Annotated in this window: 17 protein-coding genes and 1 riboswitch; of the genes, 12 read left to right on the forward strand and 5 right to left on the reverse strand. The window is 63.0% G+C overall.

What is annotated here, in order from left to right; all coding sequences use genetic code 11:
* Positions 1 to 11 precede the first annotated feature (11 nt).
* Positions 12 to 1289, forward strand: coding sequence for a lipid IV(A) 3-deoxy-D-manno-octulosonic acid transferase (waaA, locus tag JN756_RS02425; RefSeq protein ID WP_201021754.1), 1278 nt, complete (start codon positions 12 to 14; stop codon positions 1287 to 1289).
* A gap of 90 nt (positions 1290 to 1379) precedes the next feature.
* Here waaA and JN756_RS02430 read toward each other — a convergent pair whose 3' ends face one another.
* A complete protein-coding gene (locus tag JN756_RS02430; protein WP_046384920.1) occupies positions 1380 to 2819 on the reverse strand; it encodes a TolC family outer membrane protein in 1440 nt (479 codons plus the stop codon).
* 195 nt (positions 2820 to 3014) lie between these two features.
* Positions 3015 to 3120, forward strand: a riboswitch (TPP riboswitch).
* A 148-nt stretch (positions 3121 to 3268) separates the two neighbouring features.
* Between JN756_RS02430 and thiC the strand changes: the two genes are divergently transcribed.
* Both thiC and cytX read left to right on the forward strand, forming a co-directional pair.
* Positions 3269 to 5158: a phosphomethylpyrimidine synthase ThiC gene (gene thiC / locus JN756_RS02435; protein WP_046384919.1), complete on the forward strand. Its 1890-nt coding sequence runs from the start codon at positions 3269 to 3271 to the stop codon at positions 5156 to 5158.
* 144 nt (positions 5159 to 5302) lie between these two features.
* Positions 5303 to 6592 (forward strand): putative hydroxymethylpyrimidine transporter CytX, encoded by a 1290-nt coding sequence (gene cytX / locus JN756_RS02440; protein WP_128192103.1) that lies wholly within the window; start codon positions 5303 to 5305, stop codon positions 6590 to 6592.
* Here the strand turns inward: cytX and JN756_RS02445 are convergent.
* Entirely contained in the window at positions 6561 to 7307 is a 747-nt protein-coding gene (locus JN756_RS02445; protein ID WP_046384917.1) for an RsiV family protein, read from the reverse strand. The genes cytX and JN756_RS02445 overlap by 32 nt on opposite strands.
* A 192-nt stretch (positions 7308 to 7499) precedes the next feature.
* Between JN756_RS02445 and JN756_RS02450 the strand changes: the two genes are divergently transcribed.
* The 8 genes from JN756_RS02450 to JN756_RS02485 all read left to right on the forward strand — a co-directional run bounded on the left by JN756_RS02450 (position 7500) and on the right by JN756_RS02485 (position 16337).
* Positions 7500 to 8117 carry an NUDIX domain-containing protein gene (locus JN756_RS02450; protein ID WP_017849779.1) on the forward strand — a complete coding sequence of 206 codons (618 nt, stop codon included), beginning with the start codon at positions 7500 to 7502 and terminating at the stop codon, positions 8115 to 8117.
* Positions 8108 to 8557, forward strand: coding sequence for a DUF1249 domain-containing protein (locus tag JN756_RS02455; protein WP_003209507.1), 450 nt, complete (start codon positions 8108 to 8110; stop codon positions 8555 to 8557). Before JN756_RS02450 ends, JN756_RS02455 begins: the two co-directional genes overlap by 10 nt.
* Before the next feature lie 98 nt (positions 8558 to 8655).
* Positions 8656 to 9471, forward strand: a complete 816-nt coding sequence (cpdA, locus tag JN756_RS02460) for a 3',5'-cyclic-AMP phosphodiesterase (RefSeq protein WP_046490734.1) — start codon at positions 8656 to 8658, stop codon at positions 9469 to 9471.
* 81 nt (positions 9472 to 9552) lie between these two features.
* Positions 9553 to 10161 (forward strand): YqiA/YcfP family alpha/beta fold hydrolase, encoded by a 609-nt coding sequence (locus tag JN756_RS02465; RefSeq protein ID WP_017849777.1) that lies wholly within the window; start codon positions 9553 to 9555, stop codon positions 10159 to 10161.
* 54 nt (positions 10162 to 10215) lie between these two features.
* A complete protein-coding gene (gene parE / locus JN756_RS02470; protein WP_046384916.1) occupies positions 10216 to 12120 on the forward strand; it encodes a DNA topoisomerase IV subunit B in 1905 nt (634 codons plus the stop codon).
* Positions 12120 to 13115 (forward strand): esterase-like activity of phytase family protein, encoded by a 996-nt coding sequence (locus JN756_RS02475; protein ID WP_108526096.1) that lies wholly within the window; start codon positions 12120 to 12122, stop codon positions 13113 to 13115. Before parE ends, JN756_RS02475 begins: the two co-directional genes overlap by 1 nt.
* Before the next feature lie 73 nt (positions 13116 to 13188).
* Positions 13189 to 15453: a DNA topoisomerase IV subunit A gene (parC, locus tag JN756_RS02480; RefSeq protein WP_017849774.1), complete on the forward strand. Its 2265-nt coding sequence runs from the start codon at positions 13189 to 13191 to the stop codon at positions 15451 to 15453.
* Between the two features lie 176 nt (positions 15454 to 15629).
* The gene (locus JN756_RS02485; RefSeq protein WP_502941109.1) at positions 15630 to 16337 is read left to right on the forward strand and encodes a PqiC family protein; all 708 of its coding nucleotides are present in this window, start codon (positions 15630 to 15632) and stop codon (positions 16335 to 16337) included.
* 180 nt (positions 16338 to 16517) lie between these two features.
* On the opposite strand, the gene JN756_RS02490 is transcribed toward JN756_RS02485, so the two are convergent.
* A complete protein-coding gene (locus JN756_RS02490) occupies positions 16518 to 18047 on the reverse strand; it encodes an AhpA/YtjB family protein (protein ID WP_079442718.1) in 1530 nt (509 codons plus the stop codon).
* Between the two features lie 134 nt (positions 18048 to 18181).
* On the opposite strand from JN756_RS02490, the gene serB reads away from it, so the two are divergent.
* Positions 18182 to 19396 carry a phosphoserine phosphatase SerB gene (gene serB, locus JN756_RS02495; protein WP_017849771.1) on the forward strand — a complete coding sequence of 405 codons (1215 nt, stop codon included), beginning with the start codon at positions 18182 to 18184 and terminating at the stop codon, positions 19394 to 19396.
* A gap of 131 nt (positions 19397 to 19527) precedes the next feature.
* Here serB and asd read toward each other — a convergent pair whose 3' ends face one another.
* Positions 19528 to 20388, reverse strand: coding sequence for an archaetidylserine decarboxylase (gene asd, locus JN756_RS02500; RefSeq protein WP_108526098.1), 861 nt, complete (start codon positions 20386 to 20388; stop codon positions 19528 to 19530).
* A 16-nt stretch (positions 20389 to 20404) separates the two neighbouring features.
* Positions 20405 to 21220: a thiosulfate sulfurtransferase gene (gene rhdA, locus JN756_RS02505; RefSeq protein WP_017849769.1), complete on the reverse strand. Its 816-nt coding sequence runs from the start codon at positions 21218 to 21220 to the stop codon at positions 20405 to 20407.
* Positions 21221 to 21262: the final 42 nt, after the last annotated feature.

A 21262-nucleotide genomic window follows, 5' to 3' on the forward strand; every position in this document is an offset into this window, starting at 1 on the left:
ACTCCGCCGCCATGAATAGAACTCTCTACAGCTGTCTGTTTTACCTGGCGCTGCCGTTGGTGGCTTTACGTCTATGGCTGCGCGCGCGCAAGGCGCCGGCCTACGCCAAGCGCGTGGGCGAGCGCTTTTCCTACGGCTTGCCGCGGATGCAACCGGGCGGGATCTGGGTGCATGCGGTGTCGGTGGGCGAAAGCATCGCCGCCGCGCCGATGATCCGTGGCCTGCTGGAGCGTTACCCGCAGTTGCCGATGACGGTCACCTGCATGACGCCCACCGGCTCCGAGCGTATCCAGGCATTGTTCGCCGATGAACCGCGCGTCCAGCATTGCTACTTGCCCTATGACTTGCCCTGCGCGGCCAAGCGTTTTCTCGACCGTGTCCAGCCCAAACTGGCCGTGATCATGGAGACCGAGCTGTGGCCCAACCACATCCACGCCTGCGCCCAGCGCGGGATTCCGGTGGCGCTGGCCAATGCACGCTTGTCGGCGCGTTCGGCCAAGGGCTACGCACGTTTTGCCAAACTGACGGCGCCGATGCTGGCAGAAATGAGTCTGATCGCCGTGCAGACCGAGACTGAGGCCGAGCGTTTCCGCAGCCTGGGTGCGCGTCCGGACACGGTGCAAGTGACCGGCTCGATCAAGTTCGACCTGACCATCGACCCGCAACTGCTGGCGCGCGCGGCCGCGTTGCGCGAACAGTGGGGCGCCGGCGAGCGCCCGGTGTGGATCGCCGCCAGTACCCATGAAGGCGAAGATGAGGTGGTGCTGGCGGCCCATCGCCAACTGCTCGCCAGCTATCCCAATGCGCTGCTGATTCTGGTGCCGCGTCATCAGGAACGCTTCGGCCCGATGTTTGAGCTGTGCGAGCGACAAGGGTTCGCCACGGTGCGTCGTTCCAGCGGCGAGCCGGTCACCGCGCACACCGCCGTGTTGCTCGGCGACACCATGGGCGAGTTGCTGTTTTTGTATGCCTTGGCCGACAGCGCGTTGGTGGGTGGCAGCCTGGTCGCGACCGGCGGGCACAACCCACTGGAACCGGCGGCGTTGGGCAAGCCAGTGATCATGGGGCCGCACCGGTTCAACTTCCTCGAAATCAGCGCAATGCTGCGCGACGCCGGGGCGTTGCGTGAGGTGGATGATGCCGAAGGTTTGGCCGAGGCCGTGCGGCAGCTGTTCGAGCTACCGCAGGATGCCCAGCGGATGGCGCAGGCGGGGCTTAAGGTGATGCAGGCCAACCAGGGCGCGCTAACCCGTTTACTGGATGGCCTGGATAGGCTGATAACGCACTAAATGTGGGAGGGGGCTTGCCCCCGATAGCGGTGTGCCAGTTGAAGTCATGTTGACTGACTCGCCGTCATCGGGGGCAAGCCCCCTCTCACATTAGTAGCCAGGGCGGGCCTTGAGCTGCTCGGCGGCGGCCTTGGCCAGGTCCGGCGGCAGGAAGTCGCGGTCCGGGTTGTAGTCGGCCTTGAGATAACGCGTCAGGTCTTGCAGGTCCCCAGGGTTCAACGTGCCGGCTGCCTGCTTCAAGCGCAGGTTGTCGAGGATGTAGTCGTAGCGGCTGTTGTTGTAGTTGCGCACCGACGCATAGAGCTGGCGCTGGGCGTCGAGCACGTCGACGATATTGCGCGTACCCACCTGATAACCGATTTCCGTGGCTTCCACTGCGCTCTGGTTGGAGATGATCGACTGGCGGCGTGCCTGCACCTGCTCCACGTCGGTGTTGACCGCGCGGTGCAGGTTGCGCGTGTTTTCCACCACCTGGCGGCGCAGGCCTTCGCGTTGCTGCTCGGTCTGGCCCAGGCGCGAGTACGATTCGCGCACTTGCGAGCTGGTCAGGCCACCGCTGTACAGCGGGATATTCAGGCGCAGGCCAATGGTGCGTTGCGAGACATCGCCGCCATAAGGCGTGCCGAAGGCATTCGGGTTGCTGAAGCCGAGCGCGTCGTTATCGCCCTTTTCATACTGCGCCACGGCGTCCAGGGTCGGCGCATGCCCGGCCTTGCGCTGCTTGAGGGTTTCCTCGGCGGCGGTGACGGCGTAGTTGCTGGCGAGCAGGTTCAGGTTCTGGCGGCCGGCGGTTTCGACCCAGGCCTTGGCGTCGTTCGGCAGCGGCGGCAGCACCGGCAGTGTATGCACAATGCCCTGGATCGAATTGTATTGACGGTTGGTCAGCGCGATCAGTGCTTCGAAGGCGTCGTCCACCTGGCGTTGCGCGACGATCCGGTTGGCTCGCGCGGTGTCGTAGCTGGCCTGGGATTGCAGCACGTCGGTCTTGTCCGACAGGCCCACGTCGAAGCGCTCGTTGGACTGGTCCAGTTGGCGCTTGAAGGCGCTTTCTTCGGCCTTGGTGGAGGCCAGGTTGTCCTGGGCGCGCAGCACGGCGAAGTAGTTCTCGGCGCTTTGCAGGATCAGGTTCTGTTCGGTGGCTGAAAGTTGCAGCGCAGCCTGTTCGTTGACGGCTTCGGCGGCTTGCAGCTGGAACCAGCGGTCGGCGCGGAACAGCGGCTGGCTCAAGGTCGCGCGCCAGGAATGCGCGTCGCGGTTGGCGGTGGCGGCCGGGGTGTCGATCTGGGTGCGCGAATTGTTGATATCGGCACCGGCCGACAGGTTGGGCAGCAAACCGGCGCGGGCCTGGGGCACCACTTCTTTCTGCGCACCGTACTGGGCGCGGGCGGCGGCCAGGTCGGCGTTGTTGTCCACCGCTTCCTGGTAGACGCTGACCAGGTCGGTTCGGGCGGACAAGGGCGCTTCAGCTGCCCAGACCATTCCGTTGGTCGCACAAGACACGGCGAGAGCCAGTGAGAGTTTGCGCAGCATGAATTGATCCCTAGTTTTAATATTACGATGATAATTTAACGCCCAAGGCTACGGTTGGCCATTCCTGGCGTCAAGCGTCGGGGCAGTCACCGAGTGTAGTGGTGGTTACACGGCGCAACAATCCTGCAATTGCGCCATTCATCACGCTGAATGCTCCGTTATTGGCAATTTGCCCTCACCCTGTCTAGACTGGCCGGGTTCTTGTCGGGGTGCCTTGTTGGAAGGCTGAGATCGGTAAATACCGGATCCCGTTGAACCTGATCAGGTTAACGCCTGCGTAGGGAACAAGATTTCTCGTCACCCGGCGAGTCCTCTTGTGCTTTGTCCGGGATGTTGTTCGACCTTCGAACAACCCTCGAGTACCCAGCACAGCACTGCTTCCAGTGCGTCCATCCGCCACAGGTTCGCTCCGACAAAAATCCACCGCCTGGATAGTTGGAGAGCCCGTGATGAGTACAAAACCAAAAAATACCGTGCATTTGAGTGAATCGGCCAAGGTCGACTCCGGCTCCGTGCAACCGTTTACCCGCTCGCAGAAAATCTACGTGCAAGGCACCCGTCCGGACATCCGCGTGCCGATGCGTGAAATCAGCCTCGACGTCACCCCCACCGATTTCGGTGGTGAGATCAACGCCCCCGTGGTGGTCTACGACACCTCCGGCCCCTACACCGACCCCAACGTCATCATCGATGTGCGCAAGGGCCTGGGCGATGTGCGCTCGCCGTGGATCGAGTCGCGTGGCGACACCGAACGCCTGTCGGGCCTGAGCTCGCACTTCGGCCAGCAACGCCTGACCGATGCCGAACTGACCGCGCTGCGCTTCGCCCATGTGAAGAACCCGCGCCGCGCCAAGGCCGGTGCCAACGTCACGCAGATGCACTATGCGCGCAAAGGCATCATCACCGCCGAGATGGAATACGTCGCCATCCGCGAAAACATGAAGCTCGAAGAAGCCCGCGCCAGCGGCCTGCTCGACCAGCAACACGCCGGCTACAGCTTCGGCGCCAGCGTGCCGAAGATCATCACCCCGGAATTCGTGCGCGAAGAAATCGCCCGCGGCCGCGCGATCATCCCGGCCAACATCAACCACACCGAACTGGAACCGATGATCATCGGCCGTAACTTCCTGGTGAAGATCAACGGCAACATCGGCAACAGCGCCCTGGGCTCGTCCATCGAAGAAGAAGTGGCGAAACTGACCTGGGGCATTCGCTGGGGCTCGGACACGGTGATGGACCTGTCCACCGGCAAGCACATCCACGAAACCCGCGAGTGGATCATCCGCAACTCGCCGGTGCCGATCGGCACAGTGCCGATCTACCAGGCCCTGGAAAAAGTCGGCGGCGCCGCTGAAGACCTGACCTGGGAGCTGTTCCGCGACACCCTGATCGAACAGGCCGAGCAGGGCGTCGACTACTTCACCATCCACGCCGGCGTGCTGCTGCGCTACGTTCCGCTGACCGCCAAGCGCGTTACCGGCATCGTCTCCCGCGGCGGCTCGATCATGGCCAAGTGGTGCCTGGCGCACCACAAAGAGAACTTCACCTACACGCATTTCGACGAAATCTGCGAAATCATGAAGGCCTATGACGTCAGCTTCTCCTTAGGCGACGGTCTGCGCCCGGGTTCGATCGCCGACGCCAACGACGCCGCGCAATTCGGCGAGCTGGAAACCCTCGGCGAGCTGACCAAGATCGCCTGGAAGCACGACGTGCAAACCATGATCGAAGGCCCCGGCCATGTGCCGATGCAACTGATCAAGGAGAACATGGACAAGCAGCTCGAATGCTGCGACGAGGCGCCGTTCTACACCCTCGGCCCGCTGACCACCGACATCGCGCCGGGCTACGACCACATCACCTCCGGCATCGGTGCGGCGATGATCGGTTGGTTCGGTTGCGCCATGCTCTGCTACGTCACACCCAAGGAACACCTGGGCCTGCCGAACAAGGATGACGTGAAGACCGGGATCATCACTTACAAGATCGCCGCCCATGCAGCCGATCTCGCGAAAGGTCATCCGGGCGCGCAGATCCGCGATAACGCACTGAGCAAGGCACGCTTCGAGTTCCGTTGGGAGGACCAGTTCAACCTCGGCCTCGACCCGGACACCGCGCGTTCGTATCACGACGAAACCCTGCCGAAGGACTCGGCCAAGGTCGCGCATTTCTGCTCGATGTGCGGGCCGAAGTTCTGCTCGATGAAAATCACCCAGGAAGTGCGTGAGTACGCGGCCAACCAGCGCATCGATGCGGTGGATGTGGAGGTGGCCAAGGGCTTGGCCGAGCAGGCGGAGCGGTTCAAGCAGGAAGGCAGCCAGCTCTACAAGAAGGTCTGATCCGAGGTTGTAGGCGCTTTCAAGGGCCTTATCGGGGGCAAGCCCCCTCCCACATTTTGAATTGTGAACACATTCAAGTGTGGGAGGGGGCTTGCCCCCGATAACAATCTTTCAAACAACAAATGCCCCTCAGAGATTCCATCCTTGAGCATTCAACCCAGCACCTATTCCCCCGACATCGCAGTACCGACCGGCAAACGCGTTTTCGGCGCCCGCGATCTGTTTTCCCTGTGGTTCTCCCTCGGCATCGGCCTGATGGTCCTGCAAACCGGCGCGCTGCTCGCGCCCGGCCTGGGCCTGGCCGGTGGGTTGCTGGCGATTTTCCTCGGCACCCTGGTCGGCGTGCTGCTGCTCGCCGCTGTCGGCGTGATCGGCAGCGACACCGGGCTGTCCGCCATGGCCGCGCTCAAGCTCAGCCTCGGCGCCAAAGGCGCGAGCCTGCCGGCATTGTTGAACCTGCTGCAACTGATCGGTTGGGGCGCGTTTGAAATCATCGTCATGCGCGATGCCGCCAGCCTGTTGGGCGCGCGGGCCTTCAGCGACGCCAGCCTGTTGGCCAGCCCGATGCTGTGGACCCTGTTTTTCGGTGGCCTGGCGACCTTGCTGGCGGTCAGTGGCCCGCTGACGTTCGTGCGCCAGATCCTGCGTAAATGGGGCATCTGGCTGCTGCTCGCGGCCTGCCTGTGGCTGACCTGGAACCTGTTCGCCAAAGCCGATCTCGCCACGCTATGGGCCCAGGCCGGTGACGGTTCGATGCCCTTCGCGGTGGGGTTTGATATCGCCATCGCCATGCCGCTGTCGTGGCTGCCGCTGATCGCCGATTATTCGCGCTTCGGCAAACGTGCGAAAAGCGTGTTCGGCGGCACGGCGCTGGGCTTTTTTATCGGCAATTTCTGGCTGATGAGCCTGGGCGTGGCCTACACCCTGGCGTTTGCGCCGAGCGGTGAAGTCAATGCGCTGTTGCTGGCGCTGGCCGGCGCGGGGCTGGGGATTCCGTTGTTGCTGATCCTGTTGGATGAGTCGGAAAACGCCTTTGCCGATATTCACTCGGCGGCCGTCTCCAGCGGGATTCTGTTGCGCCTGAAGGTCGAGCACCTGGCCTTGGCCATCGGTGTGCTCTGCACGTTGATCGCCTGCTTTGCTCCGTTGGCGCAGTACCAGAACTTTCTGCTGTTGATCGGTTCGGTATTCGCGCCGCTGTTTGGCGTGGTGCTGGTCGATCATTTCATCCTGCGCCGCCGCGGCCAGGGCGCGCTTGCCACGCTACGCTGGACGGCGTTGCTGGCCTGGCTGGGCGGCATCGGCACCTACCACTTGCTGGCCAACCTGTATCCGGATATCGGCGCGACCCTGCCGGCACTGGCGCTGGCAGGGCTGTTGCAGTTCATCCTCGGGCGCGTCTTCAGCGGCGCGCGGGCACCAGCTCAGGCTTGATGATGCCTTCCAGGCGCGAGTAAGGAATCTGCAACTCGATGTGGCCCAGGGCATACGGCGCGATCGTGGTGGTGGGGTACTTGAGGGTCACGCTGGCGGAGGTCAGCGCCACGTTCGGGGTTTTCTGGAACGGGTAGCGCTTGACGAACTCCGGCTCCAGGCTCAGGCGGGTGCTGATCAGCCAGCTGTTGTGCGCCACCTGGGCGGCCTTCCAGAATGCTTCTTCCTTGCCGGGCAGCAGCATGTCGCTCAGCGACAGGGCTTTTTGCTGCGGGCGCGAATAGTTGATGAAGGCGCGGCCCGGTTCGCCGTGGGTGGCGCCCTGGTCCAGGTAGCTGGACAGTTCGATGATCACCAAGCCGTCATGCTGCTCGCGTACCTTGGCCTGCAAGTACATGCTGTTGCGTGGCGCGGCGGTGCTCAGGAACTGCTCGCGGTACGTCGCCAGGCTCGACGGCAACGGGTCGCTCGACCGGGTGCGGGTCATTTCCAGCAGGCGTTGTTCGATCAGTGCGTCGAGCTTGGGCTCCTTGGCAAAATGCACGGTGTCGATATTCACCAGCGGGCAATCGGCGTTGGCGCAGTCCGGCTTGCTTTGCTCGCTGGCGTCGCGGGTGGCTTCCAGCGGGGTGCTGTAGTTCGGTTGGAACAGGCTCTGGCAGGCGCCGAGCGTCAAGGCGATACACGCCACGGAGGCGATTTTTAAAAGTGACATGTAGGGTCTTCGTCCGTCGATAAGAGCGAAATTCGTGGAGCTTCGACTACCGGCATGGCAGTCAGTTCGCCACTAAGCTCATTAGAGTGAGTTTGACGCCCGCCGTCTATCCCGGCAACCGTAAAGGGGCTGCGCCAACGGGCAGGAGCGCGTTAGGATGGCGCCAATTGCACGGGCATAACGAGGAAGGATATGACGGACATCGCGAAATCGACGCCGAGCACGATCGAGATTGTTCAGCGCGACAATGCCTATCAGGGTTTCTACAAGCTCGATCGCGTGCAACTGCGCCACGAAAAATTCGACGGCGGCATGAGCCGGGTGATCAACCGCGAGGTCTTCGTGCGGCATGACGCCGTGTGCGTGCTGCCCTACGACCCGCAGCGCGATGAAGTGGTGCTGATCGAGCAGTTTCGCGTCGGCGCCATGGGCCGTGCCGCCAACCCGTGGCTGGTGGAAATGGTCGCCGGCCTGATCGACAAGGACGAACAACCGGAGGAGGTTGCACACCGCGAAGCCGAGGAGGAAGCTGGACTGACATTCTCCGCACTGTGGCCGATCACCCAATATTTCCCTTCGCCCGGCGGCAGTACCGAATTCGTCCACTTGTACCTGGGCCGTTGCGACAGCTCGGGCGCCGGTGGCGTTCATGGACTGGAAGAAGAGGCAGAAGATATCCGCGTCAGCACCTGGGCTTTCGAAGATGCCTTGCAAGCGGTGCGTGATGGTCGGATATCCAATGCGCCCAGCATTATTGCCTTGCAATGGCTAGCGCTCAATCGCGCGGAAGTGAGGGGGTTATGGCAGTAAAGGCACGGGAACGATACCGGGTTGACCTGATCGGGCTGCAAGCCGCCTGCGAGGCCAACTATGCGCGGCTGATGCGCCTGCTGCCGGACATGCGCCACACGCCCGAGGCACGGCGCATCGCCGTGACCCATGGCGACCAGATGCTCGGCGTGCTGACCCTGGAAGTCATCGTCAATTGCCCGTACACCACCACCCTGCGCGTGCGCCAGGAGCACAGCCTGCCATGGCTGCCGGTGCCGCAACTGGAAGTGCAGGTGTACCACGATGCGCGAATGGCCGAAGTCATCAGCGCCGAACATGCGCGACGCTTTCGCAGCATCTATCCTTACCCCAATGTGTTCATGCACCAGCCCGATGAGAAAGCACAGCTCAATGTGTTCCTCGGTGAATGGTTGAGTCACTGTCTGGCCCTGGGCCACGAGTTCGAAGTCGTGCGGTAGATGTGAACTGCATCTGCTTCCCTGGGTTTCCTCTTTGTGTCCTGCCCCAGCATAATCGCGCCATACGTCCATTCCTGTGATTGCCTTGGGAGAGCACCTTGCCCCGCGTACCCACCGTGACCCCCGATGCACCGGCAGTGCTGGTGCAACTGTCCGACAGCCATCTGTTTGCCGAGGCCGACGCCACGCTGGTGGGCATGAACACCCGCGAGAGCTTGCAACGGGTGATCGGCCTGGTGCGCGAGCAGCAGCCTCGGATCGACTTGCTGCTGGCCACGGGGGACTTGTCCCAGGACGGTACGTTGGCGTCCTATCAGCACTTCAGGGAGATGACCGCGCCCTTTGGTGTGCCGGCGCGCTGGATTCCCGGCAACCACGATGAGCCGCAGATCATGGCCCACGCCGCCCTGCACAGCGACCTGCTGGAACCGGTGGTCGACGTCGGCAATTGGCGCATTACCCTGCTCGACTCCGCCGTACCCGGTTCGGTGCCGGGTTATCTGCAGGACAGCCAGCTGCAACTGCTGGCCCAAGCCTTGAGCGAAGCGCCGCACCGCCATCATCTGGTGTGTTTCCACCATCATCCGGTGCCCATCGGCTGTGCGTGGATGGAACCCATCGGCCTGCGCAACCCCGAGGCACTGTTTGCCGTGCTGGACCGTTTCCCTCAGGTCCGGGCCTTGCTCTGGGGGCATGTACACCAGGAGATCGACCGCGAGCGCAACGGCGTGCGCCTGCTGGCGTCGCCGTCCACCTGCATCCAGTTCACGCCGGGCAGCGAGGACTTCAACGTCAGCACCGAGGCGCCGGGCTATCGCTGGCTGCGTCTGCATGCCGACGGGCGGTTGGAGACCGGGGTGGAACGGGTCAAAGGCTTTGCCTTTACCGTGGATTACGCCAGCAACGGCTACTGAAGGTGGGAGGGGAAGACAGGGGACTCACCACTCCGATCCCTGTAAACTGCGCCTTTTTGGCGCAAGCACGGAGAGCCCGGCATGTCCGCTTCGATCCTGTATATCCACGGTTTCAACAGCGCGCCTGCGTCGAACAAGGCCAGCCAGTTGATCCGCGTGATGGACACCCTCGGCCTGGCCGACCAACTGCGCGTGCCGGCCCTGCATCACCACCCTCGCCAGGCGATTCCTCAATTGGAGGCGGCCATCGCAGAACTGGGGCGGCCGCTGCTGGTCGGCAGCTCGCTCGGCGGCTACTATGCAACCTGTCTTGCCGAGCGCCATGGCCTCAAGGCGCTGCTGGTCAACCCGGCGGTCAGCCCCCATCGGATGTTCGACGGTTACCTGGGCACCCAGAAGAACCTCTATACCGATGAAACCTGGGAACTGACCCACGATCACGTCACGGCGCTGGCCGAGCTGGAAGTCCCGGCGCCCCAGGATGCCGCGCGTTATCAGGTGTGGTTGCAGACCGGGGACGAAACCCTGGATTATCGCCTCGCCCAGCAGTATTACCGGGCCTGTGCCTTGCGCATCCAGGCCGGTGGCGACCACGGTTACCAGGGGTTTGCCCGGCAGTTGCCGGCGTTGTTGAGCTTTGCCGGCATTGGCGCGGATCAGTATCAATCCTTCGATTTCTCGGCACTGTAATTGCCTTGGAAACCGCAGGTCACTTTTTAATCGAACGACTCACGACGAGACCCCATGGCCACTCCCAGCGCTAGCTCTTATAACGCCGACGCCATCGAAGTCCTCTCGGGCCTCGACCCGGTGCGCAAACGCCCCGGCATGTACACCGACACCAGTCGGCCGAACCACCTTGCCCAGGAAGTCATCGACAACAGCGTCGACGAAGCCTTGGCCGGGCACGCCAAGTCGGTGCATGTCATTCTCCACGCTGACCACTCCCTGGAAGTGTCCGACGACGGTCGCGGCATGCCGGTGGACATTCACCCGGAAGAGGGGGTGTCGGGCGTCGAGCTGATCCTCACCAAGCTGCACGCCGGCGGCAAGTTCTCCAACAAGAACTACCAGTTCTCCGGTGGCTTGCACGGTGTCGGTATTTCCGTGGTCAACGCCCTGTCGACGTTGGTGCGGGTGCGGGTCAAGCGCGACGGCAACGAATACGAGATGACCTTCGCCGATGGCTACAAAGCCACCGACCTGCAGGTGATCGGCACCGTTGGCAAGCGCAACACCGGCACCAGCGTGTACTTCGCCCCGGACCCGAAATACTTCGATTCGCCGAAATTCTCCGTCAGCCGCCTCAAGCATGTGCTCAAGGCCAAGGCCGTGTTGTGCCCGGGCCTGCTGGTCACCTTTGAAGACAAAGGCAGCGGCGAAAAGGTCGAGTGGCACTACGAAGACGGCCTGCGCTCCTACCTGGAAGACGCCGTCAGCGATTTCGAACGCCTGCCCAACGAGCCGTTCTGCGGCAGCCTGGCCGGGAACAAAGAAGCCGTCGATTGGGCGCTGCTGTGGCTGCCCGAAGGCGGCGACAGCGTGCAGGAAAGCTACGTCAACCTGATCCCTACCGCCCAGGGCGGTACCCACGTCAACGGCTTGCGCCAGGGCCTGCTCGACGCCATGCGCGAGTTCTGCGAATACCGCAGCCTGCTGCCGCGCGGCGTGAAGCTGGCGCCGGAAGACGTGTGGGAGCGCATCGCGTTCGTGCTGTCGATGAAAATGCAGGAGCCGCAATTCTCCGGCCAGACCAAAGAGCGTTTGTCGTCCCGCGAGGCGGCGGCGTTTGTCTCCGGTGTGGTCAAGGATGCGTTCAGCCTGTGGCTCAACGAGCACCCGGAATTGGGCCTGGCCCTGGCGGAGCTGGCGATCAACAACGCCGGCCGTCGTCTCAAGGCCAGCAAGAAGGTCGAGCGCAAACGCATCACGGCGGGCCCGGCACTGCCGGGCAAGCTGGCCGATTGCGCCGGGCAGGACCCGATGCGCTCCGAGCTGTTCCTGGTGGAAGGTGACTCCGCTGGCGGTTCCGCCAAGCAAGCGCGGGACAAGGAATTCCAGGCGATCCTGCCGTTGCGCGGCAAGATCCTCAACACCTGGGAAGTCGACGGCAGCGAAGTCCTGGCCAGCCAGGAAGTGCACAATATTGCCGTGGCCATCGGCGTCGACCCCGGCGCGGCGGACATGAGCCAGTTGCGCTACGGCAAGATCTGCATCCTCGCCGACGCCGACTCCGACGGTCTGCACATCGCCACCTTGCTGTGCGCGCTGTTCGTGCAGCACTTCCGCCCGTTGGTGGACGCCGGTCACGTCTACGTCGCGATGCCGCCGCTGTACCGTATCGACCTGGGCAAGGAGATTTTCTACGCCCTCGACGAAGGCGAGCGCGATGGCATCCTCGACCGCCTGATCGCCGAGAAGAAACGCGGCAAGCCGCAGGTCACGCGATTCAAAGGCCTGGGTGAGATGAACCCGCCGCAACTGCGCGAAACCACCATGGACCCGAACACGCGGCGCCTGGTGCAGTTGACCCTGGACGACTTCGCTGCCACTTCGGAAATGATGGACATGCTGCTGGCGAAGAAACGCGCGCCGGACCGCAAGTCCTGGCTGGAGTCCAAGGGCAACCTCGCCGAGGTCCTGGGCTGATGCGTACAGGTTTCGCCCTGGCGATCCTGATGTTGAGCGGGTTGGCGGCCACCCAGGCGGTCGCCGCGCCCGTGGCTGAGCTCAAGCTGGTGTCCGAACACCCGGTGGACGGCATGCGCGGCGGTAACCTGTCGGGCCTGGCTTTGTGTGGCAACGCGTTGTGGACGGTTTCCGACCGCGACGACGACCAGATCTACCGCCTGGATATCAGCGCGCCGACCTGGCAGGCCGAAACGGTGAAGCTCGACGTGCCGCCCGTGCCTGACTCCGGCCTGCCCTGGGGGCTGCGTTCGCGCACCAAGGCGGCGTCGCTGATTCGCGGCGGCGACCTGGATTTTGAAGGCATCGGCTGCGATGCCGCGGGTAACCGCTACGTGGTCAGCGAAGCCCATGCGGCGGTGCTGAAAGTGCCGGCGAGCGGTGCGCCCGAGTGGTTGAAGATCGCCCCCGGCATGGTGCGTGAGGCCCGCGCCAGCGGCATGTTGCTGCATTTCAATGCGTTGTTCGAAGGCCTCGCGGTGAACCCCGAGGGCAATCAGATCTGGCTGGCGGCGGAGCGTGAACGGCGCGGGCTGATTTCCATCAAGCGCCAGCAAAGCGTGTGGGATTGCGCGGGCGCGTGCGTGCTGTTGAGCGAGGCCGGCCAGGAAGTGCAGCCGGCGCAGTTCCCCAGTGCCAAGGCGGTGTCCAAGGACTTTTCCGACCTGGCGCTGTTCAACGGTAAGTTGTTTACCCTGGAGCGCAATGCGTTCCAGATTTGTCGGCGCGATGCGGTCACGGCCAAGGTCGAGCTGTGCTGGTCGTTCGCCGACGAGACCCTGACGCCCGAACGGCGCTACGCCCAGCCTTATGGCCTGGCCGAAGCCCTGGTGCTGGATGCAGACGGTGCCTGGTTGGGCATCGACAATAATTTCGGCGCCCGCGCCGATGGCGAAAAACGCCCGGTGGTCTATCGTTTCGCCGCCCCCGCCGGTGGCTGGAGCGCCCAGCCATGAGCCACCCCTGTTTTGAATTGACCCGGCGCCGCGGCATTTCCGCTGCGCCTTACCAAACAATGATGAGGCCCGCATGAGTGACATCCTCGCAGACAGCTTAGACGGCGTAGAACGCCGGTCGCTGGCTGACTTCACCGAAAATGCCTACCTCAACTACTCCATGTACGTGATCATGGACCGTGCCTTGCCGCATATCGGCGACGGCCTGAAGCCCGTACAACGGCGCATCATCTACGCCATGAGTGAGTTGGGCCTGGACGCAGATTCCAAGCACAAGAAGTCGGCGCGTACCGTCGGTGACGTGCTCGGTAAGTTCCACCCCCACGGCGACTCGGCCTGCTATGAAGCCATGGTGCTGATGGCCCAGCCGTTCAGCTACCGCTACACGCTGGTAGATGGCCAGGGGAACTGGGGTGCGCCGGATGATCCCAAGTCTTTCGCGGCCATGCGTTACACCGAGGCGCGCCTGTCGCGTTATTCGGAAGTGCTGCTCAGCGAACTGGGCCAGGGCACCGCGAACTGGGGCCCGAACTTCGACGGCACCCTCGACGAGCCCCTGGTGTTGCCGGCACGTTTGCCGAACATCCTGCTCAATGGCACCACCGGCATCGCCGTCGGCATGGCCACCGACGTACCGCCGCACAACCTGCGGGAAGTCGCCACGGCCTGCGTGCGCTTGCTCGATGAACCCAAAGCCACGGTCGAGCAGCTCTGCGAGCACATCCAGGGCCCGGATTACCCGACCGAAGCGGAAATCATCACGCCGCGTGCCGACCTGCTGAAAATGTACGAAACCGGCAAGGGCTCGGTGCGTATGCGCGCCGTGTACCACGTCGAAGACGGCGACATCATCGTCACCGCGTTGCCGCATCAGGTGTCCGGCGCCAAGGTGCTGGAACAGATCGCCGCGCTGATGCAGGCCAAACCGTCGAAATTGCCGCAGGTCGCTGACCTGCGCGACGAGTCCGACCACGAAAACCCGTGCCGCATCGTGATTATTCCGACCAACAGCCGGGTCGACCATGAAGTGCTGATGCAGCATCTGTTCGCCAGCACCGACTTGGAGTCCAGCTACCGGGTCAACATCAACATCATCGGCCTGGACGGCAAGCCGCAGCTGAAGAACCTGCGCAATCTGCTGGTGGAGTGGCTGGAGTTCCGCGTCCAGACCGTGCGTCGTCGCCTGCAGTTCCGCCTGGACAAGGTCGAGCGCCGCCTGCACCTGTTGGACGGCTTGCTGATTGCCTACCTCAACCTGGATGAAGTGATCCACATCATCCGTACCGCCGAGCACCCGAAAGCCGAGCTGATCGCGCGTTTCGAGCTGAGCGAGATCCAGGCCGACTACATCCTCGACACCCGCTTGCGTCAGTTGGCGCGACTGGAAGAAATGAAGCTGCGCGACGAACAGGACGCGTTGCTCAAGGAGCAAGCCAAGCTGCAAGCCCTGCTGGGCAGCGAAACCAAGCTCAAGAAGCTGGTGCGCAGCGAGCTGATCAAAGACGCCGAGACCTATGGCGACGACCGCCGTTCACCGATCGTTGAGCGCGCCGAAGCGAAAGCGCTGACAGAAACCGAGCTGCTGCCAAACGAGAAAATTACTGTCGTTCTGTCGGAAAAGGGTTGGGTCCGTTCCGCCAAGGGGCATGATATCGATGCGACCGGCTTGTCGTACAAGGCTGGCGACGGCTTCAAGACCGCCGCCGCCGGGCGGTCCAACCAGTTTGCGGTGTTTATCGACTCCACCGGGCGCAGTTACTCGGTGCCGGCCCACACCTTGCCGTCTGCGCGCGGGCAGGGCGAGCCGTTGACCGGGCGCCTGACGCCGCCACCGGGGGCGAGTTTCGAATGCGTGCTGCTGCCGGACGACGACTCGCTGTATGTGATCGCCTCCGACGCGGGTTACGGCTTTGTGGTCAAGGGTGAAGACCTGCAGGCCAAGAACAAAGCAGGTAAAGCACTGTTGAGCCTGCCGAATAACGCCAAGGTGATCCTGCCGCGGCCGGTGGACGATCGCGAGGGTAATTGGCTGGCGTCGGTGACCACGGAAGGGCGTTTGCTGGTGTTCAAGATCAGCGACCTGCCGCAGTTGGGCAAAGGCAAAGGCAACAAGATCATTGGTATTCCCGGCGAGCGGGTGGCCAGTCGCGAAGAGTACGTGACAGACATCGCAGTGATCCCGGAAGGCTCTACCCTGGTGCTACAGGCCGGCAAGCGCACGTTGTCGCTGCGCCCTGACGACCTTGAGCACTACAAGGGCGAGCGTGGCCGACGCGGTAATAAACTGCCTCGTGGCTTCCAGCGCGTGGATGCTTTACTGGTGGAAACGCCGGTTTAGCGCGGATTAGAGCTCTTGATCTACGATTTAACGCGTAGATCGACGCTTTCGCGCTGGAGTCATGGCGCATATTCACGGATGATATGGCCTTTCCAGCGCCGGCGTGGCCGAGCGTGTTTAGGTTATTTTTAGTATTACATTGTGGTTTGCCTTGTGGCAGCCGCCTGGATGGGATGATGACTGCTCCACGCCTTCCTTTTATTTTTATGCTCGCTGGCCTTCTGGGGTTGGCGGGTTGCAGCACGCACCAGCCGGTGTCGCTGTACCAGCTGGACAGCGGAAGTCCCGCTCAGCCAGCTCAATCGGCCGGCATGGCCGTCTTGCTCGGCCCGGTCGTCGTCGCTGACTACCTGCAACGCGAAACATTGCTGCAACGTCAGAACGACGGCAGCCTGCAAGGTTCCACCGATGGTCGTTGGGCGGGTAGTTTGTCGTCCGACATCAATCAGTTGATGTTGCGCCAGGTGGCGGGTCAGTTGGACAGTCAGCGTGTGGTCCTGGCGCCTGCGCCCGCCGGTTTTTCCCCGGATGTGCAGGTGTTGCTGACCATTACCCGACTCGACTCCGGCACCTCGCAACCGGCGATCCTCGATGCGCAATGGCGCTTGATTGACCGCCGCGGCCAGGTGCGTGATAGCCGCATCGTGCATCTGCAGGAAGAGCATGCCGGCACCACGGCGTCCCAGGTCCAGGCCCAGGGCGTGCTGTTGCAGCATCTGGCGCAGCAGTTGTCGGTGGCCCTCAAGCCATTGGCCAACCAGCAACCAGTCGCCGAGGCGCCGCGCAAGCAAGCGCCGGTACAGGCCAAGCCGGCGGCTCCGGGGAAACCGAAAATGCCGATGGCTACGCCGATCCGCACGGATATGGAAGTGTTCAGGTTCTGATCTGAATGGCTCCAACCCAAAAGGCCCGCTTATTCAGCGGGCCTTTTGTTTGTGCGCGATTTACTTGAGGCTTGTGGCGTCCAAATGTGGGAGGGGGCTTGCCCCCGATAGCGATGTGTCAGTTGCCGCCGTTTTGACTGACGCGCCGTCATCGGGGGCAAGCCCCCTCTCACATGTCAGTCAGGGCTTGGCACGGGACTCGTGCATCCGCGCCAATTGCCGCTCCAGCATCGACGGATACGGCTCCATCAAGCGCTCTACGCAACTGGCGCCCTCGGGGCTGGCAATCGGACGGATGCGCGCGCGTTGGCGGATCAGCGTGTCTTCGCTGATCTTGCGCTCCACCAGCAGCAGGTTGCGGCTGTGTTGGGACAGGGCCAAGGCGTCCTGGGCGATTTCGGTCAGCAGCAGGTCGATCTGGCTCATGCCGAACAGGTCGTCGCCAACGGTCAGGCCCAGTTGCAGTTGCAGCGTGATGCCGCTGTCGGCCACTTCGATCTGCAACTCATGGCCCAGGGCGCGCAGCAGTTCGCCGCAGCAGATGGCGTTGGTCAGGTAGTCTTCGCCGCTGTCTTCGCTGTGGAACAGCATCAGTGTGCTGCCATCGTTCAGGGTGTGCAGCTCGCTCTGGTAGAGCGAGGCGGCCTGGTCGAGGCAGTCGCGGTAGCGTTCCAGCAATTCCGTCAGGCGGGCGCGGGGCAGGCGGCGCAGTTGGTCCTGGGCACCCAGTTGCACGGCCAGGACCGCACTGTGTTGGGGTTCGGCGTTCTTTGCCGGCACGGGCTTCGGCGCGATGGCCGGGCTGCTGGCCGAGGTGTCGCGCAGGTCGGCGAACGGGTCTTCGTCGTCCAGCTCGTCTTCTTCGGCCTTGATTACATGGCGTGGCGCAGGCTTCAGGCCCGCGACCGGCGCGCTTTCGTCAAAGCCCGGGTCGCGCAGGTTGCGCACTTCAAAGGCAGGTTCGTCGTAATCGCTGTCGTCGAACTCGGGCTCGGGTTCAACCTCGTGTACCACCGGTTCCGGGGCGAAGCTGGCGTGAAGCTGGCGCGCAAGGTCGCCGATCTCGTCCTGACGATCGGTGGCCGGGGTGTGCTCGTCGATATCCCGCAGCCAGATGCGCAGTTGCATCAACGGCGTGGAGATATGCCGCCCCAGGCGCAGGCTCAAGGCCAGGGCCAGCGCCAGCAGGATCGCGCTGAGGATGCCCATGCTTTGCAGGCTGATGGTCATCGGCTGCTGGAATTGCTGCATGTCCAGGCTGATGCGCAATTGGCCGGCTTTCACATCCTGAAACGTGATATTGCTCTGGTACAGGCCTTCGGCCTCACCCAGCAGGCCGTTTTTCGGGCGTTGCCCGGCTTCGGCCATGATCCGGTTGTCCACGCTGTAGATGGCGGCGTGGGCCACCAGCGGGTTCTTGGTCAGGTTGTTGAGCAGCACGTTGAGGCTGAGGATGTCGTTGGACACCAGCAGCTCGGTCGCCGAGGTGGCGGTCTGGGTGGTCAAGCTCTCGCCCAGGGCATCGGCTTGTTCGTGCATGGCCTGTTTGAACTGCAAACCCATCACGCAGGCGTAGATCACCAGGGCCAGGGCGACCAGGATCACGTTATGGCTGGCGATGCGTAATGCGATCGGTACACGGCGGTGGCGCAGTGCCCGGAAGATCAGCAGGAAGAAGTTGTCGGTTTTTACTGGCGTGGGCCGGTTCACTTGAGCTCGGCTCTTTAGTCCGTGAAGTTGACGCGCAGTATAGCGACAGGCCCAAGACCGGCAAAGCGCTGGCTGTGCCCGATGGTCACTGAAAGTGGGTAGAATGCGGTTTTTTTCCAGCCTGGGGGTGCGCTTTGCGCGAAATTGTCCTGATTAACATCACGGGGGAAGACCGGCCAGGTCTGACCGCCGCCATTACCGGTGTTCTGGCCCAGGGTGGTGTGAACATTCTCGACATCGGCCAGGCGGTGATCCACGACACCCTGTCCTTCGGGATTCTGGTGGAAATCCCCAGCACCGAGCAGGCGTCGTCTGTCCTCAAGGACATCCTGTTTACCGCGTACAAGCTGGATCAGCAGGTGCGTTTCACCCCGGTGTCCGAAGAGGATTACCGGCATTGGGTGTCCGGCCAGGGCAAAAAACGCCATATCGTGACCTTGCTGACCCGCAAGGTGACGGCCGAGCAGTTGCAGCGCGTCAGCTCGATCACCGCGCAATATGGCTTGAATATCGACCATATCGACCGTCTGTCGGGCCGCATGCCATTGGACACGCCAGATGACCAGGGCAAGGGCTGCATCGAGTTTTCCGTGCGCGGCGAACCGGCCGATCCCCAAGCCTTGCGTGCCGACTTCCTGAGCGTGGCGCAGGAGCTGAATGTCGATATCGCCTTCCAGGAAGATTCGCTGTTCCGCCGCAACCGCCGCCTGGCGGTGTTCGACATGGACTCCACGCTGATCGAAGCCGAAGTCATCGACGAACTGGCCAAGGCTGCCGGTGTGGGTGAGCAAGTCTCCGCGATCACCGAGCGCGCCATGGCCGGCGAGCTGGATTTCCGCGCCAGCTTCAAGGAGCGCCTGGCGTTGCTCAAGGGCCTGGATGTCAGCGTGCTGGATTCGATCGGCGCCTCCCTGCGCCTGACCGAAGGCGCCGAAACCCTGTTCGCCGAACTCAAGCGCCTGGGCTACAAGACTGCGATCCTGTCCGGCGGCTTCAGCTACTTCGCCAAGCAATTGCAGGCCAAGCTGGGCATCGACTATGTGTTCGCCAACGAGCTGGAAGTGGTGGATGGCAAGGTGACCGGCGTGGCCGTGGAGCCGATCGTCGACGCGCAGCGCAAGGCCGACTTGCTGCGGGAATTGGCTCACAAGGAAGGTTTGCGTCTGGAGCAGACCATTGCGGTCGGCGACGGTGCGAATGACTTGCCGATGCTGGCGATTGCCGGGTTGGGCGTGGCGTTCCGCGCCAAGCCGCTGGTCAAACAATCGGCCAAGCAGGCGATTTCGACCCTTGGGTTGGACGGTGTGTTGTATTTGCTGGGCTTTCGCGACCGCGACGGGCAGCTCTAACTGAAACAATGCGCTTAAAAATGTGGGAGGGGGCTTGCCCCCGATGGCGGTGGTTCAGCTACAAATAAGTGACTGACCCACCGCTATCGGGGGCAAGCCCCCTCCCACATTGGATCTTTGCAGGTTTCGGATCAGGCTTTCGGCAATGCGATACCCTGGCCCATCTGCACTGGCGAACCCGCCACCAGTGTTTCTGCCCACTTCACCTGATCCGGCCCGAACAGCACGATCGCGGTCGAACCCAGCTTGAAGCGACCCAGCTCTGCGCCTTTCTCCAGGTGAATCGGCGCACGCGCGGCTTCGTCGTAGCGGAAGGTTTTCAGCTCGCGCTTGGGCGGCGTGACCAGGCCGGCCCACACGGTTTCGATCGACGCCACAATCATCGCGCCCACCAACACCACGGCCATCGGGCCGCGTTCGGTGTCGAACAGGCAGACAACCCGCTCGTTACGCGCAAACAGCTCCGGCACGTTTTCGGCGGTGGTCTGGTTGACCGAGAAAATCCGCCCTGGCACGTAGACCATCTCGCGCAAGGTGCCCGCCAGTGGCATATGCACCCGGTGGTAGTCTTTCGGCGACAGGTAAATGGTGGCGAAATCGCCGCCCATGAACGGCGCAGCCATGGCCGCATCGCCGCCCAGCAATTCCAGCACGCTGAAGCTGTGGCCCTTGGCCTGGAACACGCGACCATGCTCGATCGGGCCGAGCTGGCTGACTGCGCCATCGGCTGGGCTCAGCACGGCGCCCGGGGTTTGATCGAGTGGGCGCGCGCCGTCTTTCAGGGCGCGGGTGAAGAACGCGTTGAAGTGTTCGTAGGCGCTCAGGTCTTCAACCAGGGCCTGGGACATGTCCACTTGATAGCGCTTGGCGAACCAGGCGGTGAAGGCGTTCTTGAACCAGCGCACGCGGCACTCGGCAATGCAGCCGGCCAGGCGCGACAGCAAGTGGTGCGGCAGCAAGTACTGGCTGAGGATGAACAACTGCTTTTTCATTAACTGTCCTTAAACCTTAAATCTCGACGGGGGTGTCGGGGTGGTTGCCCCATTCGCCCCAGGAACCGGCATAACCTTTGACTCGCGGATAACCGAGCGCCTTGGCCACCAGGTAGGTGAAGCCAGAGCGGTGATGAGTCTGGCAGTGGGTGATGATTTCTTTGTCGCGGGTCAGCCCGAGGTTTTCGAGGATCTGCGGCATGTCGCGGCGGATGCGCAGGTTGCGCGCCTTGTCCATGCCGGCAGTCCACTCGAAGTTCACGGCGCCGGGGATGTGACCGCCCTTGGCTGCCAGGACCTTTTCGCCGGAATATTCCAGCGGGCCGCGTGCGTCCCAGATGCCCAGGTCGGCGGCGCCGAGACGGCTTTGCAGGTATTCGCGGGTCGCGGTGGGGCCGTCATGCAGGGTGAGGCTGACAGGCCCGCCAGCCGGGGCCGGCACCTCGGTGGACAGCGGGAGCGGGTCTGCCAGCCACGCCAGCAGGCCGCCGTCGAGGTAGTGGTATTTCGTGTGGCCGATCACGTCGAGCAGCCAGATGAAACGTCCGGCCCAGCCACCGCCTTCGTCGTCGTAGACCACGTAGGTCGCGTCCGGGGTGTGGCCCAGCTCGCCGAACAGTTTTTCCAGGTCTGCCTTGTTCGGCAACAGGCCGGGGGCTGGCGGCTGGCCCAGTTGGGTGCGCTTGGGGTCAACGAAATGCGCGCCGGGGATATGCCCTTCGGCGTAGCGGGCGGCGCTGGTGAGGTCCACCAGAATCAGTTGGTCGGCATCAAGGCGGCCAAGCAGGTCGCTGGGTTCGATCACCAGCGGCAAGCCAGAGAAGTCAGGCATGTGAGGTCTCCTGGGCACAAATGTTGGCGATAAAAGAGGGCG

This window comes from Pseudomonas sp. Y39-6, from assembly GCF_023651955.1.
Classification (GTDB): Bacteria; Pseudomonadota; Gammaproteobacteria; order Pseudomonadales; family Pseudomonadaceae; genus Aquipseudomonas; species Aquipseudomonas veronii.